Genomic DNA, 14,017 nt, shown 5'->3' on the forward strand with positions numbered 1-14,017 from the left:
AGATCTTCGGATCATAACGGCCGGATCGACGAACAAACCTCCTGTCCAACCATCCGGATGATGGTCGAATATTTCCGAGTGCTCCCCCCCCAAGCAGCGGTATGCGAGTGATACTTGCACCTAAGCCTGAATGTATTCCGAGACCTGCTACGGGATACCTCACCTCGATGCTTTGCCTATGTGAAATCGTGCCATACACGTCCTTTTACGTATGCCGTTACCGCCAAAACTCAGTTCGAGTACAGGTGCGTGTCTACGGTTGATCGCAGGCGTCGGCGGCTTAGCTGGATTGTCTGCCTGGCCACGGGGGGCAGCCGTCAGCCGCCTTACGGCGCAGGCGGGGCCAGCAGGGAGGCCGTGACCTCGACCAGAACCGGGGCGTTGCGCGGCAGGCTGCGCACGCCGATAACTGACCGCGCATGGCGGCCCGGATCGCCGAGCATCTCGATCAGGCATATCGAGGCGCCATCCGCAACCGCCGAGATATTCTCGAACCCGTCCTCATGTGCGACGTAGCAGGTCAAACGCAGGATGCGGCGCAGGTTCTCGAGCCCGCCGGCGGAATGGTTCAACCACGCCATCGCCTGCTCGGCGCAGATGCGGGCGGCGGCGGCGGCATCTTCGACGCTCACCTCGCGCCCCACCTTACCTGCCAGCGCAAGCTGGCCATCCCGTTTCGGGATTTGCCCGGCTAAGTAGGCCGTTCGCCCGTCGATCACCACAAGGTCATAGGGATATTTCGTGCCCTCGGGGCTGGGCAAGCGACGCGCGACTTCGGCGAACGCGGCGCGATCTGCGGGCAGGGCCTCATGGCTGGGATCGCAGAGTTCAGTCACGGCTTTCTCCTTTCAGGCGCGGCAGGGTCAATCCCGACCGCTGTATCGACCAGACACAGACGATCGCGACGACGGCCACCGCACTCAGCATGTGGTTCGGGGCGATCAGCAGGGCGGCGGCGATCAGCAGGATGCCCCGGCTGACCCATGCAAGGGGGCGTCCGCCCAACCACCCGGTCAGCATGATGGACAGGCATACGATCGCGGCGGCGGACCGCGACAGCACGATCAACAGATCAACAATCTCGCCTTGCCCCAGCAGGACCGGGTTGGCGACAAAGAGGAACGGGATCACGTAGGCGGGGATACCCAGTGTAAAGGCCCGCCACCCGACAGCGGTGGATGTGGCCCCCGCAATAGGTGCAGCGGCAAAGGCCGCCACGGCAACGGGGGGCGTGATCTGGCCAAGAACGGCGTAGTAAAAGACGAACAGATGCGCCGACAGCGGCGTTGCACCCAGATCGACCAGCGCGGGCGCCACAAGCGTCGCCTGAATGATGTAGGCCGGTGTCGTGGGCATCCCCATGCCAAAGATAAAGGCCGCGATCATCGCCAGAAACAGCGCCGCATAAAGGTTGCCGTCGGCAAAGGCGATGACAAGGCTGCTAAAGCGGAAGCCAAGCCCCGAGATCTGCACGATGCCGACGATAATGCCCGCCGAGGCACAGGCGATCGCCACCGTCACGGCAGCCCGCGCGCCAAGGTTCAAGCCATCCGCCAGAACCGCCAGCGATACCCATGTCGAGCGGCGCAGGAACGGCGTGACCAGCGTGGCGACCACGCCCCAAAAGGCCGACAGGCTGGGGGTATAGCCCATCATCAGGAAGGTCATGATCACGACAAGGGGCAGCAGGAATGTCCACCCTGCCTTGAATTCGCGCCAGGTCGCGCCCTTTTCGCTGCGATCCAGCGGTTGCAGGCCGTGCTTCAGGGCCTCCCAATGGACCGCGACCAGCAGGGACGCAAAGAACAGGATCGCGGGAAGGGCCGCAGCGGTGATGACCTCTTGGTAGGTAATGCCCAAAATTGCAGCCATCAGAAAGGCTGCAGCCCCCATGATCGGCGGTGTGATTTGTCCCCCGGTCGAAGCGACGGCCTCGACCGCGCCGGCGAAGTTGCGGGGGTAGCCCAGTTTGCGCATCATCGGGATGGTGATCGCACCCGTGGTCGCGACATTGGCCACCGAACTGCCCGACATGGTGCCCATCAGCGCACTGGCGACCACGGCCATATTGGCAGGGCCACCGCGCGTCGATCCGGTTGCGGCTTTGGTGACGTTGACGAAGAAATCGCCGCCCCCGATCACCTGCAACAAGGCGCCGAAGACCACGAAGAGAAAAATGAAGTTGGTCGAGACACCAAGCGCGACCCCAAAGATCCCTTCGAAACTGAAGTACATCTGGTCGACGAATTCGTTCAGATCGACGCCGCTATGGGCCAGCGGGCGCAGGAAATCGACATGACGCAAGTCGGGGCCGAAAAAACCGTAAAGAACAAAGATCAGGCACAGCCCGGTGATCGCCAAGCCCAGCGCACGGCGCGTCAATTCCAGCACGACAACCACAGTGCCAAGGGCCACGAAGAGCTCCATTGGTGTGGCATCGCGCGTCCAAGGGGGGCGCACCACGATCGAGGAATGAAAAACGATCAGATAGCCCAGACAAATGATCGACAGCGCGATCAATGCCAGATCGATGGCCTTTCGTACGCGGCCGCCCTTCATTCCATAGACCAGAAACCCAATCACAAGCGCGAGCAGCAGATGTGTGCCGCGCACGACCAGATCGGGCAGCAGGGTAAAGGGCGACGCAACGAAAAGATGAAACAGCGCCATGGAAACGGCCAGCGCGGTCACCGTCCTGTCCAATGTTAAGGGCATGAGGTCCACCTCTCGCGGGCAGCGGGGTCCGGCCGCTGCGGCGCAGAAAATCTGGTTGCGGGAAATAAGGGGCGCGGACGGACGGTGAGAGGCGCCCGTCCGCGAGGGGCGAGGCTCAGTTCAACTGAGGCTCATCCATCGCGATGCCCTGCTCTTCGTAGAAGCGGGCCGCACCGGGGTGGATCGGCACGAACATGCCGCGACCGGCGGTATCCTCGTCGATGAATTGCAGCAGCGCGTGAGTCTGCTGGAACCGGTCAAGCTGGTTCCAGATCGCCGAGGTGACGCGATAAGCCGTGTCGTCGCTCATCTCGTCCGAGCCGAACAGGAAGGTGGTCGTGCCGACCGAAAGCGTTGGCTCGCTGTGGCCCTGGTAAAGGCCCGCGGGCAGGGTCACGGCCGAAAAACCCGCGCCGTGCAGTTCGAGATATTCCGCGACGCGGTCCTCATCCAGCGGCAACACGCGGATCTCGCGAGCGGTTTCCGTCGCCAGTACGGTCGAGTGCGGGTAAAGCGCGACCCACATCACCGCGTCCAGTTGACCGTCACGCAAGGCGGCCTGCGACTCGGCCCAGCTGAGGTGATGCACCTGTCCGCCGTCGGCCTCGAGATCCTCAATGCTCATGTCATAGACGGATAGCAGGTTGTTAAAGGCCAGCCACGATGTCTGACCGGGCTGGCCCGCGCTGATCTGGCGGCCCACGAGATCCTCAACCGAGTGGATATCGGAGTCGGCATCGACCCAGATCTGGATCGCGCTGGGGAAGAAGGTCATCAAACCGCGCACGTTCTGGATCGGCGCGTCGGGCGTGGCAGGGTCGCGACCGGCCCACGCATCAGCGGCATTGCTGGCCGAGGTGATGCCAAGATCGACATCGCCCGAGGCCACGCGCAAAAGATTTGGGCCAGAGCCACCCGGCTGAACACCAATGATGCTGTCCGAGAATTCCTCGCGCAAAAGATCGCCGAGGCCCGTGGCGACGACGTTGAAGGTACCCCCGCTGGGGCCGCCGCCGATATTGAGAAAGTCCGGATCTTCGGCGATGGATGGCGTGGCGAAAGACAGTGAAGCAGCAAGCGCACCGCTAAAGGCCAGGATGGCGCGGCGATTGATCGAATGTGTCATGGCGTTCCCTCTCGGTTCAGGTGAGATCATCGGGGCACAGTTTTTCTCATCGCGCCAAAAATATTATGGCATAACCGAATAAAAATTAGCCACTTATTCGTTTTTTAAATTATAGGATAGGGCTGCGTTATGCATGTTGCCCGGTTCTACCGTTCCCATTTGGGGCGCAACGTGACCTTCATGTGATCGACAAAGTTTTGGGCCGCCGGTGACAACGACCGCCCCGGCCGGGTGATCAAACCCAGTTCGCGGAACAGGGGTGGGTTCAGCAAGGTGCGAAACACCACGTCGTTTTCGATCGGGTTCACCGACATCTTGGGCAGCGCGGCAATGCCAAGATTGGTCTTGAGAAGTGACAGAACGGTGGCGATGTTCGACACTTCGATCCACGGCGATTTCACGTTCTCGGGAATGTCGGTCAACGTGTCGAGGATGGGCCGCAGCCCGGTATCGGCGGCGAAGGAAATGAACGGGTAGCCATCAAGTTCATCCCATGAAATCGGCCCCTGATCTTGTGCAAGCGGGTGGGATTTGTGAGCGACCGCGCCAAACGGGTCGCGGATCAATGGATCGAACTGGACCCCTGCAATGTGATCCGTGCGCCCCGCGACACCCAGATCGACCTCACCACTCAAAACCCGCTCGCACACGCCCGAGGAATTGTCGTCGCGCAACGAGATTCGAGTTTTGGGAAAGGCCGCTGAAAAGCTCTTCACCGTATCGGGCAGAACAACGGTGGCCACCGAGGGTAGCACGGCCACCGCCACGCTGCCCTGCGTGCCATCGGCGGCGGCCTGAAAATCGGCCAGCGTAGCATCGAGATCCTCCAGGATCCGCTCGACACCGGGCAGGAACGCAGCGCTGGCCTTGGTCAACGAAAGAACCTTGGTTGATCGATCGAAGAGCTTTAACCCAAGACCCGTTTCCAACTGCTTGATCGCTGTGGTGACAGAGGGTTGCGAGGTATCCAGCACCTTGGCGGCCCGCGTGAAGGACCCTTCGCGCGCGACGGCAACAAAGGCGCGGAGTTGAACGAGAGTTATCTTCATGGCGCTCGCTCTGGCTGGGCTAAGGGATGTTGTAATTCGTGGTAGGCTGCTACCGGCCGGCGCCCTTGTCCAACCTTTGTTTCGGGCAACACATCCTGATGCAATGCGCCGGTGCGGGTTCACATGTCCTGCATGATGGACGCCACCGTGTCGCGAATACGTTCCTCTAACATACGCGCTGCCGGCGACAGGGTCGCGTCGGCGCGGCGCAGGATGTGCAACTCGCGCCGCGCGGTCTGATCGGCCAACGGGCGAAACACCAATGCGTCGGAGCCAAAGGCCAAGATGGTCATTTTCGGCAAGAGACTGATGCCGATATTCGCCCGCACCATACCCAGGATCGAAGCCACGTTATGCGCTTTAAGCCGCGACGCCTCGTGCAGGTCTCGCGATGGAATGGCGTCGATGCTTTCCGACAGGCTGTTGGCGATAATGCGCTCGGTCATCAACGTCTCCCACTCGATGGGTCCGTCCTCTTTGGCCAGCGGGTGGCTGGGGGCGCAGACCACTCCAAAGGCATCGGTCATCAACAACTGACTGTGTAGCCCGGCCCGGTTCTGGCCGATGGTTGCGATCCCGATATCCACGCGATTGCGCAACACCTCGTGCAGGATCGAATTCGAGTCGATGTCGCGCAGCTCGATATCGACCTCGTCGAACCTCCCGAAATGGCGGGCCATGACCTGTGGCATGATCGTGCCCGCGATTGACGGAACCGTCGCGATCCGCACCGAGCCATAGACAGCCTTGGCGTAGCCTTCGATCGCGCGCACGGTCGTGTCAAACTGGTGCAACTCCCGCTCGGCGTGGTCCAGGACAAACCGCCCCAAGGCGGTCAAGCGGTTCTTTCGGTCCGTCTCGAACAATGGCTCGCCCAGATGGGTTTCAAGCTGTTTGAGCATCATCGACACGGCGGATGGGGTCCGCCCCAGCGTTGCCGCTGCATCACTCAGGTTTCCGCACCGCGCAACGGCGGCAAAGCCACGCAAGGTTTCGATCTTCAGCATTCGACCTTAGTTTCAGTTTTTCTGAAATACCATTCAGAAGTTTGAGTTTGTCTGAAGCAACTCACCGTGTCCATAGTCCGCCCGAATCCAATTTCCGGGAGGCGACGACGCATGAGCGAGATTCAAAAGAACCTGATTGCCGGCGAATGGCAGGCTGGCGAAGGCGACATCGAAAACCGCAATCCGTCCGACCTGTCGGATCTGGTGGGTCGCTTCGCGCAGGCCAGCAGCGACCAGTTGGACGCCACGCTGGCGCAGGCGCGCGTGGCGCAGCGCGAATGGGCCGCCTACGGGATGGAGCGCAAGCAGGCCGTTCTGAACGCCATCGGAACCGAGTTGATGGCCCGCGCCGAGGAATTGGGCACCTTGCTGTCGCGCGAAGAGGGCAAGCCGCTGGCCGAGGGCAAGGGCGAAGTCTACCGCGCCGGTCAGTTCTTTACCTATTACGCGGCCGAGTGCCTGCGGCAGTTGGGTGAAAACGCCGACTCGGTCCGCGAAGGGGTCGAAGTCGACATCCGCCGCGAACCGGTGGGCACCGTGGCCATCATCAGCCCATGGAATTTCCCGACGGCCACCGCCTCGTGGAAGATCGCACCGGCCCTGTGCTACGGCAACGCCGTGGTGTGGAAACCCGCCAACCTGACGCCCGCCTCTGCCGTCGCCCTGACCGAGATCATCAGCCGTCAGGACATCCCGAAGGGGCTGTTCAGCCTTGTCATGGGGGCCGGTCGCAGCGTCGGTCAGCGCCTTGTCGAAAGCCCCGAGATCGACGCGATTTCCTTCACCGGCTCGGTGCCCGTTGGCAAGGGGATCGCCGCCGCCGCCATCGCCAACCTGACCAAGGTGCAGATGGAGATGGGCTCGAAAAACGCGCTGGCGGTGATGGATGACGCTGATCTGGACCTGGCGGTCATGCTGGCCCTTGGCGGGGCCTTTGGCGGCACGGGGCAGAAATGCACCGCGTCGTCCAGGCTGGTCGTGCATGCAGCGATCCACGATGCCTTTGTCGAGAAACTGGTCGCCGGTGCCAAAGCGATGAAAGTCGGCCACGCGCTCGAGGCCGGCACCCAGATGGGCCCTGTCGTCAGCGAACAGCAACTGGCTGAAAATCTGTCCTACGTGCAGATTGGCCTGTCCGAAGGGGCCGAGTTGGCCTGCGGTGGCGAACGGTTGGAGATGCCGCATGACGGGTTCTACATGTCGCCCGGCGTGTTCTTGAACACCACGAACGATATGCGCATCAACCGCGAAGAGATGTTCGCGCCCCTGACCTCGGTCATCAAGGTCGGCAGCTATGACGAGGCGTTGGCAGTGGTCAACGACACTCGGCTCGGCCTGACCTCGGGGATCGTGACACGCTCGCTGGCCCGCGCGACCCATTTTCGCCGCAACGCCCGCACCGGGGTTGTAACGGTCAACCTGCCCACCGCGGGCACCGATTATCACGTGCCTTTCGGCGGCCGGGGCGACAGTTCCTACGGGCCGCGCGAACAGGGCAAGGCCGCAGCCGAGTTCTACACCACCGTCAAGACGGCCTATATCAGCGCGGGGCCGGTTTGATGCGGATCGACGGACTGCAATACGCCAACTGGTCGGAAAAGATCTTTCGCCAACTGCGCGAGGGCGGCGTGGACGCGATCCATGTCACCATCGCCTACCACGAGAATTTTCGTGAAACCGTCCTGAACTTCGAGAAATGGAACCGTTGGTTCGAACAATACCCTGACCTGATCATGAAAGGTCTGACTGCGGCCGATATCGACGTCGCGCGGGCTACGGGGCGCACGGCGATCTTCTTCGGCTTTCAGAACCCCAGCCCGATCGAGGACGATATCGGCTTGGTCGAGATCGTACACACCCTTGGCGCGCGTTTCATGCAGCTCACCTATAACAACCAGTCGCTTCTGGCGACCGGCTGCTACGAGACCGAGGATGCGGGCCTGACCCGTATGGGCAAACAGGTCGTGCGCGAAATGAATCGTGTGGGTCTCGTGGTGGACATGAGCCATTCCGCCGACCGCTCGACGATCGAGGCGGCCGAGGTGTCCGAACGGCCCATTGTGGTCAGCCACGCCAATCCGCATGACTGGGCCCCGGCCTTGCGCAACAAGCGCGATGACGTGATCCGCGCCGTCACCTCGCACGGGGGGATGCTGGGGTTTTCCGTCTACCCGCACCATCTGCGCAATAAATCTGCCTGCACGCTCGAGGATTTCTGCGAGATGATCGCGCGCACCGCCGAACGCTACGGTGCGGAGCACCTGGGTATCGGCACGGACCTTTGCCAAGACCAGCCCGACAGCATCGTGGAATGGATGCGCGTCGGTCGCTGGACCAAGCAGATCGACTATGGCGAAGGGTCCAAATCGGACGCGGGCTTTCCGCCCATGCCGAGCTGGTTCAAGGACAATCGCGACTTTGAAAATATCGAGAACGGCCTGCGCGCCACCGGCCTGAGTGAGACTGAGGTGCAAGGGATCATGGGCGGGAACTGGTACCGCTTTTTTGCAGAAAACTTCGGCCCACAAACAAACCCAGACAACTAGCCGAGGGAACCCCACACGGCATGGCAGCCCCATGCCGACCCCAACAGGAGTGACACATGAGCGACACGACCCTTCAACAGCCCCTGCGGGACAGGAAGGTGAATATGCCACTTTTCCTGATCTCCGGCGGCTTCATCGCCCTGTTCGGCTTTGCGGCCCTGATCGATCTGGATGCGCTTTCGGGCGCTGTCGATTGGGGCTTCAACATCGCCGCGACCTATTTCGGACTGTACTGGCAGGTATTGCTGCTGGCGACCTTCCTGATCGGTCTGCTGCTGTGCGTTCTGCCCGGCGGGCGCGCCATTATGGGCGGGTTGGCCACACCCGAATTCACCACGTTCCAATGGGGGTCTATGATCATGTGTACCCTGCTTGCGGGCGGCGGTGTGTTCTGGGCCGCGGGTGAGCCGATTGCGCATTTCCTGTATTCCCCGCCGCTCTACGGGGCCGAGGGCGCGACACCCGCCGCGGTGAACCCCGCCATCGCCCAAAGCTTCATGCATTGGGGCTTTCTGGCATGGGCTATCCTGGGGTCGCTGACCACGGTGATGCTGATGCATTATCACTACGAAAAGGGCCTGCCGCTGGCGCCGCGCACGCTGCTTTACCCCGTGTTCGGGGACCGCGCGATCAACGGGCCCATAGGCCTGGTCGCGGATGCATGCTCGATCATTGCCGTGGTCGCGGGCACTGTCGGGCCGATCGGCTTTCTTGGCTTGCAGGTCAGCTACGGGCTGGCCGACCTGTTCGACATTCCCAACGTGTTCGCCACGCAGTTCGTGGTGATCGCGGGCCTTGTTGCGATCTATTCGATCTCGGCCATGACCGGCCTGTCGCGTGGCATCCAACTGCTGTCGAAACTGAACGTCTTGCTGGCCGCATTGCTGTTGCTGTTCGTGCTGATCGCCGGTCCGACCGGATTTATCTTTGGCTCGTTCTTTTCGGGCTTTGGCACCTACCTCGCAAACTTCTTCCAGATGGCGTTGTATCGTGGCGAGGCGGGTGTTTTCGGCGATCCCGGCTGGCTTGGCTGGTGGACGGTCTTCTTCTGGGGCTGGTTCATGGGCTACGGCCCGCTGATGGCGATGTTCATCGCTCGTGTGTCGCGGGGGCGGTCCATCCGGTCGATCATCATCATGCTGTCCATCGTGGCGCCCATCGTGACGAATTTTTGGTTCACGATCGTGGGCGGCACGGGCATCGCGATGGAACTGGCCGAACCGGGCAGCATCTCGACCGCGTTCGAGGGGTTCAACCTACCGGCAGCACTCTTGGCGATCACGTCGAACTTGCCGATGGGCTTTCTGGTTTCGCTGCTGTTTTTGGTGTTGACCACCATCTTCGTGGCCACCACGGGTGACTCGATGAGTTACATGATCGCATCGACCATGAGCACCGAGGAAACGCCGCCCGCCGCCATCCGAGTGTTCTGGGGCGTGGCCATGGGTGTCATGGCCCTGATCCTGATCTCGGTCGGGGCGGGCGGAGTATCGAAGCTGCAGAGCTTCATCGTCGTGACAGCCGTGCCGGTATCGCTGCTGTTGCTGCCCTCGCTTTGGGATGCGCTGCGGATCACGCTGGCCAAAGGTAAGGTCCAGTAAGGCCCGCGCGGGCGCAGCCACTGCGCCCGCGCCCACTATCCTACCCGACCCAAGATACCTAACAACACCGACACGCCCTGCGCCTCAAGACAGCAAAGGTCCGACCGCATGACCGAGATCCCCAACCGCGAACCCGATCTGGTGATGCGCCTTGCCCGCCTTGGGTCGCTGCACCAATCGCGCCTGTCCTTCATGCGTATCCTCACCCGCCGTATGGCCCGTGAAGGCTGGCGGTTCGAGCAGACCTGCTTCGAGATTGACGACCGCGGCGTCGGTCATGCCGTCTATACCGCCCATACCCCGGATCGCGCGTATTCGCTGATCGCCTTTGCCCATGACCTGCCTGCTGAGAAACGCTCAGACCGTGTCATCGCCGAGGCTTGGGATGCAACCTTTACCCTGTTCGATGGCATCCCCGATGCCAAGGATATCGACCGCCTCGCACAGAACATCCCTCTGCAAGAGGCAGGCCGCGTGACAAGCACGGAACTGTCTGTCTCGCGCGCCAACCGATCGGTCCGGCTATGGGAACATGTGGTCAGCCGCCTGTCCACCGGGCAGCAGCCCGCGCGCGACCAGATCGACGCAGTGGGTTACCTGATGCGCACCACCGCCGTCTACGGATCGGGTAAACTGGGCGCGGCGGATCGCGAAATGATTGCGGAACGCCCCGAATTCAGCGTGCCCTTTCAGGTCGAGATGCTTTCGGTCTTCCTGACACGCTGGTTTGTCATCGACCTTGTTCAGCACATGGCGCGCTGCCGAGCTGCCGAACGCGGCGCGACGGCGGCAACGTTGGAGCCCGCCATTGCGCGGTCTATCGGGATCGGCAATTCCACTGGCCTAGGCATGGCGCCCTTCCTGCTGAACCATCCCGTTTTGTTTCATAACTGGATCGCAGCCCGCGAAACCGCCCTGAGCCGCGTGCGCAGTATCGCGCAGGCCACCCCTGACGAGATTTCCCGTTTTCGCATGCTGTTCGACCGCGCGCGAAGGCTGGTTGACATGTGGCGCTCGGACCACCCGGTGCAGGTCGCGAAACTGTCCGCTCTGCACAATGATACCAACCTTGTCGCAAGCTACCTGCAAAGGATCAGCCTGTCCGCGCCCCATGCATGGGATGCGCTTTACAATTGGGCCGAGGATAACCTGTCGCTGGAGGGGCAGGAATGGATCGTCTCACTGATGCTTGAGCCCTACGGTGCGCTTGTCGATGATCTGGCCCAGACCATGTCAGCCGACAACACGGCGACCTTTCGCATCGCGGGTGCCATGCGCATCGAAGATCTGCGCACCCTTCTGCGCCACATCTATGCATGGGCAATCGACATCGACTGGACAGACCCGGCCAATCAGGCCCGAGCGTGGTATGTTTCAGAGGAAAAGCTGGAACCCCGTCTGGGCGAACGGTTCGAGGAACCAATCGAGGAGTATGAGCAACCCCTTGCGCCGGGGCGTGACGCCGCCGCGCTTCATGCAGCGCTGCGCCATTGGCCGGACGATGCGCCGGTGGCCGAATTCCTTCTGCGCCACCCCGAACACCGCCACATCGTGCGCCGCACTCAGATTGTCGGCCGCGCGCCCTATGCCGAAATTCGCGACAACACCATATCTGGCGCGGTCATGCCCATCGACATGCTGCGCTGCAAACTGGCGTTTTTCGGAGCGACCCAGTTCGACCCCAGATCGGATCGCTGGGTGCGCATCTGCATGTATCGCAACGCCCCTCTGCCCAAGGACTTGTCGCACGACACTGCAGATCTTTGGGTATACCCCGACCTGAAGGACACGATGGCATGACCCATTCCCTCAACGAGATCGAGGCCATGAGCAAACGCGCCGCGCGCGGAGCCGGCTTGTCTTGGGGCCTTGCGGAGGAGGCCGCCAAGGGCGCGCGCTGGCTGTCGTCATACGATTTGCCGGGGGCCGACCTGCTGGCTGATCTGCTTGAAATGAACGACCGGCTGCCGCCCATAGACCTGGCACCGGTGTCGCTGCGCGATGCAGTCTGGCATGCGCCGGCACACCGCATGAGCCCGCTGATCGCCGGGGCTTCGCTCAGCGATTGCGCCGTACCATTGATGGAGCGCGGCGAGATTTCCATGGAAAACGTCTGTGTCCCGCTGCTGAGCGTGCCGTTCATGGGTGGCGCGGCGTTGCGGCTGGGTCATCCCGTTGCTGCCGAATGGCGCGGGGCACGGATCGCCACAGATGGACGGCGACTGTGCCTGCAGGGGGATGGCGCGGCTCTTCGGGTCAAGATGGCCGCGAAGGTGGTGTTCACGGCACCCGCCGAAATGAAAGGCCATCTGGAACCCGTGGTGCGCGCGCATGTCTCCGCCGCCACGTGGGACCGGCTTGCCGCATTCGCCCACAGAACCTTTGCCCCCGCGACAGAACTCAGCCGCCTGCTCGGCGCTGGCGCAGGGGCCGATGACAACGATTGACCCACGGCTGCCGCACGCAATCGCGCCATTTGGGGATTGGAAGGAACCTGACATGACTGACACAGAAACCCTCAGCCTCACCGAGATCGAGGACCTTGCCTTTCGCGCGTTGGTCAAGGCCGGCACAATCCCCGAGAACGCCCGCCCGCTCGCGGCCGCGACCGCGATGACAGAGGCCGATGGCATCACTTCGCACGGCTTGGCCTATATCCCGATCTACGCCCAGCACGTTCAATGCGGCAAGGTCGACGGTCGGGCCAAGCCCACGCTCAGCCGCCCAAGCGCCGCCGTGATCCGCGTCGATGCGGCGACCGGCTTTGCACATCCGGCGATTGATATGGGGTTTGACGCATTGGTTCCGACGGCGCGCGAAATGGGGGTCGGTGTTCTGGCAATCCACAACTCATACAACTGCGGCGTGTTGGGCGTGCATACGCGCCGCTTGGCCGAGGCAGGTTTGCTTGGCATAGGCTTTACCAATGCGCCCGCTTCGATCGCACCTGCGGGGGGCAGAAAACCGGTGGTCGGGACCAACCCGATATCGGTCGCGGCCCCCGGCGCCGACGGTTCTGCCGCCGTGCTGATCGACCAATCCGCCAGCACCATCGCCAAAAGCGAGGTTATGAAATACGCGCGCGAGGGCAAGTCGGTGCCTGAAGGTTGGGTGTTGGATGCCGACGGGCATCCCACCACCGATCCTGAATTGGGGCTGAAAGGGTCCATGGTGCCCTCGGGCGGCTATAAAGGGGTCGGCATCGCCCTGTTGGTCGAGATGATGGCCGCCACGATGACTGGGGCGACTTTGGGCTCGGTTGCCAGTCCGTTTTCCGGTACCGCAGGTGGCCCGCCGCGCACTGGGCAATTCTTTATTGCCATCAATCCCGAGGCAACATCTGGTGGCGCGTATCAGGCTCGCTTGAGCGATCTGATTGCATCCTTCCAAGATCAGGATGGCGCGCGCCTACCGGGAGATGCCCGTCGCACGTTCCGAGCACGGGCCGAAGCGGAAGGCGTCGCGGTCAATACGACCCTCCTCGAAAAGGTGCGCGCGCTGGTTTGATCGAGGGCTGGCCGCCGAAGTCCAAATACCGGACAACGCTTAATCATGGGTCTGCAGCGCCGTAGGCGGCGTTGGTGGAGCAACCGAAGGTGATCGTGCCGCGCATCAACGCTGCAGCGGGCAGCGCCGTGCTCCTGGAAACTCAGGCGATCACCCCCAAGGCGGGCCGGTTGCCGGGTATCGATAGCAAGGCAAGGATGTCGAAACCCGATGGCAATGCTATCGCCTTGTCCGCGTCGACCGAGGAAATCCGTAGTTCTGTCAGAGCGATGTTTAGCGAGCCTGACCAACCGCGTGTTGAAGGCCCGGGCTGTATCGAGGGCGATGTGGTCTTCACCTATCTGGCTTATCGAACTTAAGGGACACTATCAGCGTGGCGGACTTGGCGACCGCGAGGTCAAAGCGCGGCTCGAAGCTATCCTTCAGGACCTTATTGCCCCAATTCGCGAGCGCAGGGCAAAGCTGT

The 14,017-nt window shown here is 62.1% G+C and carries 12 protein-coding genes; 7 read left to right on the forward strand and 5 right to left on the reverse strand.

Annotation, left to right across the window (positions count from 1 at the left end; translation table 11 throughout):
- Positions 1-326: 326 nt before the first annotated feature.
- From KUV65_RS08660 to KUV65_RS08680, 5 genes are all read right to left on the reverse strand, one after another.
- Entirely contained in the window at positions 327-836 is a 510-nt protein-coding gene (locus KUV65_RS08660) for a RidA family protein (RefSeq protein WP_222189458.1), read from the reverse strand.
- On the reverse strand, positions 829-2,715 hold the full coding sequence (locus tag KUV65_RS08665) for a TRAP transporter permease (protein ID WP_222189459.1): 1,887 nt from the start codon (positions 2,713-2,715) through the stop codon (positions 829-831). The genes KUV65_RS08660 and KUV65_RS08665 overlap by 8 nt, the downstream gene beginning before the upstream one ends.
- 115 nt (positions 2,716-2,830) lie before the next feature.
- Entirely contained in the window at positions 2,831-3,841 is a 1,011-nt protein-coding gene (locus tag KUV65_RS08670) for a TAXI family TRAP transporter solute-binding subunit (protein WP_222189460.1), read from the reverse strand.
- Between the two features lie 146 nt (positions 3,842-3,987).
- A complete protein-coding gene (locus KUV65_RS08675; RefSeq protein ID WP_222189461.1) occupies positions 3,988-5,013 on the reverse strand; it encodes a LysR family transcriptional regulator in 1,026 nt (341 codons plus the stop codon).
- Entirely contained in the window at positions 5,010-5,897 is an 888-nt protein-coding gene (locus KUV65_RS08680; protein WP_222189462.1) for a LysR family transcriptional regulator, read from the reverse strand. Before KUV65_RS08680 ends, KUV65_RS08675 begins: the two co-directional genes overlap by 4 nt.
- Positions 5,898-6,008: 111 nt before the next feature.
- On the opposite strand from KUV65_RS08680, the gene KUV65_RS08685 reads away from it, so the two are divergent.
- The 7 genes from KUV65_RS08685 (at position 6,009) to KUV65_RS08715 (ending at position 13,910) form a co-directional block, all read left to right on the forward strand.
- Positions 6,009-7,457 (forward strand): aldehyde dehydrogenase family protein, encoded by a 1,449-nt coding sequence (locus KUV65_RS08685; protein WP_222189463.1) that lies wholly within the window; start codon positions 6,009-6,011, stop codon positions 7,455-7,457.
- Positions 7,457-8,443, forward strand: a complete 987-nt coding sequence (locus KUV65_RS08690) for a membrane dipeptidase (protein ID WP_222189464.1) — start codon at positions 7,457-7,459, stop codon at positions 8,441-8,443. The genes KUV65_RS08685 and KUV65_RS08690 overlap by 1 nt, the downstream gene beginning before the upstream one ends.
- 56 nt (positions 8,444-8,499) lie before the next feature.
- Complete coding sequence (locus KUV65_RS08695) at positions 8,500-10,044, forward strand: BCCT family transporter (protein WP_222189465.1); 1,545 nt, start codon at positions 8,500-8,502, stop codon at positions 10,042-10,044.
- A 108-nt stretch (positions 10,045-10,152) separates the two neighbouring features.
- Positions 10,153-11,844 carry a hypothetical protein gene (locus KUV65_RS08700; RefSeq protein WP_222189467.1) on the forward strand — a complete coding sequence of 564 codons (1,692 nt, stop codon included), beginning with the start codon at positions 10,153-10,155 and terminating at the stop codon, positions 11,842-11,844.
- Positions 11,841-12,491 carry a DUF3726 domain-containing protein gene (locus KUV65_RS08705; protein ID WP_222189469.1) on the forward strand — a complete coding sequence of 217 codons (651 nt, stop codon included), beginning with the start codon at positions 11,841-11,843 and terminating at the stop codon, positions 12,489-12,491. The genes KUV65_RS08700 and KUV65_RS08705 overlap by 4 nt, the downstream gene beginning before the upstream one ends.
- A gap of 52 nt (positions 12,492-12,543) precedes the next feature.
- Positions 12,544-13,551 (forward strand): Ldh family oxidoreductase, encoded by a 1,008-nt coding sequence (locus tag KUV65_RS08710; protein WP_222189692.1) that lies wholly within the window; start codon positions 12,544-12,546, stop codon positions 13,549-13,551.
- A gap of 74 nt (positions 13,552-13,625) precedes the next feature.
- Entirely contained in the window at positions 13,626-13,910 is a 285-nt protein-coding gene (locus KUV65_RS08715; RefSeq protein ID WP_222189471.1) for a hypothetical protein, read from the forward strand.
- Positions 13,911-14,017: the final 107 nt, after the last annotated feature.

It is taken from the genome of Maritalea mobilis, assembly GCF_019800885.1.
Taxonomy (GTDB): Bacteria; Pseudomonadota; Alphaproteobacteria; order Rhodobacterales; family Rhodobacteraceae; genus Roseibacterium; species Roseibacterium beibuensis.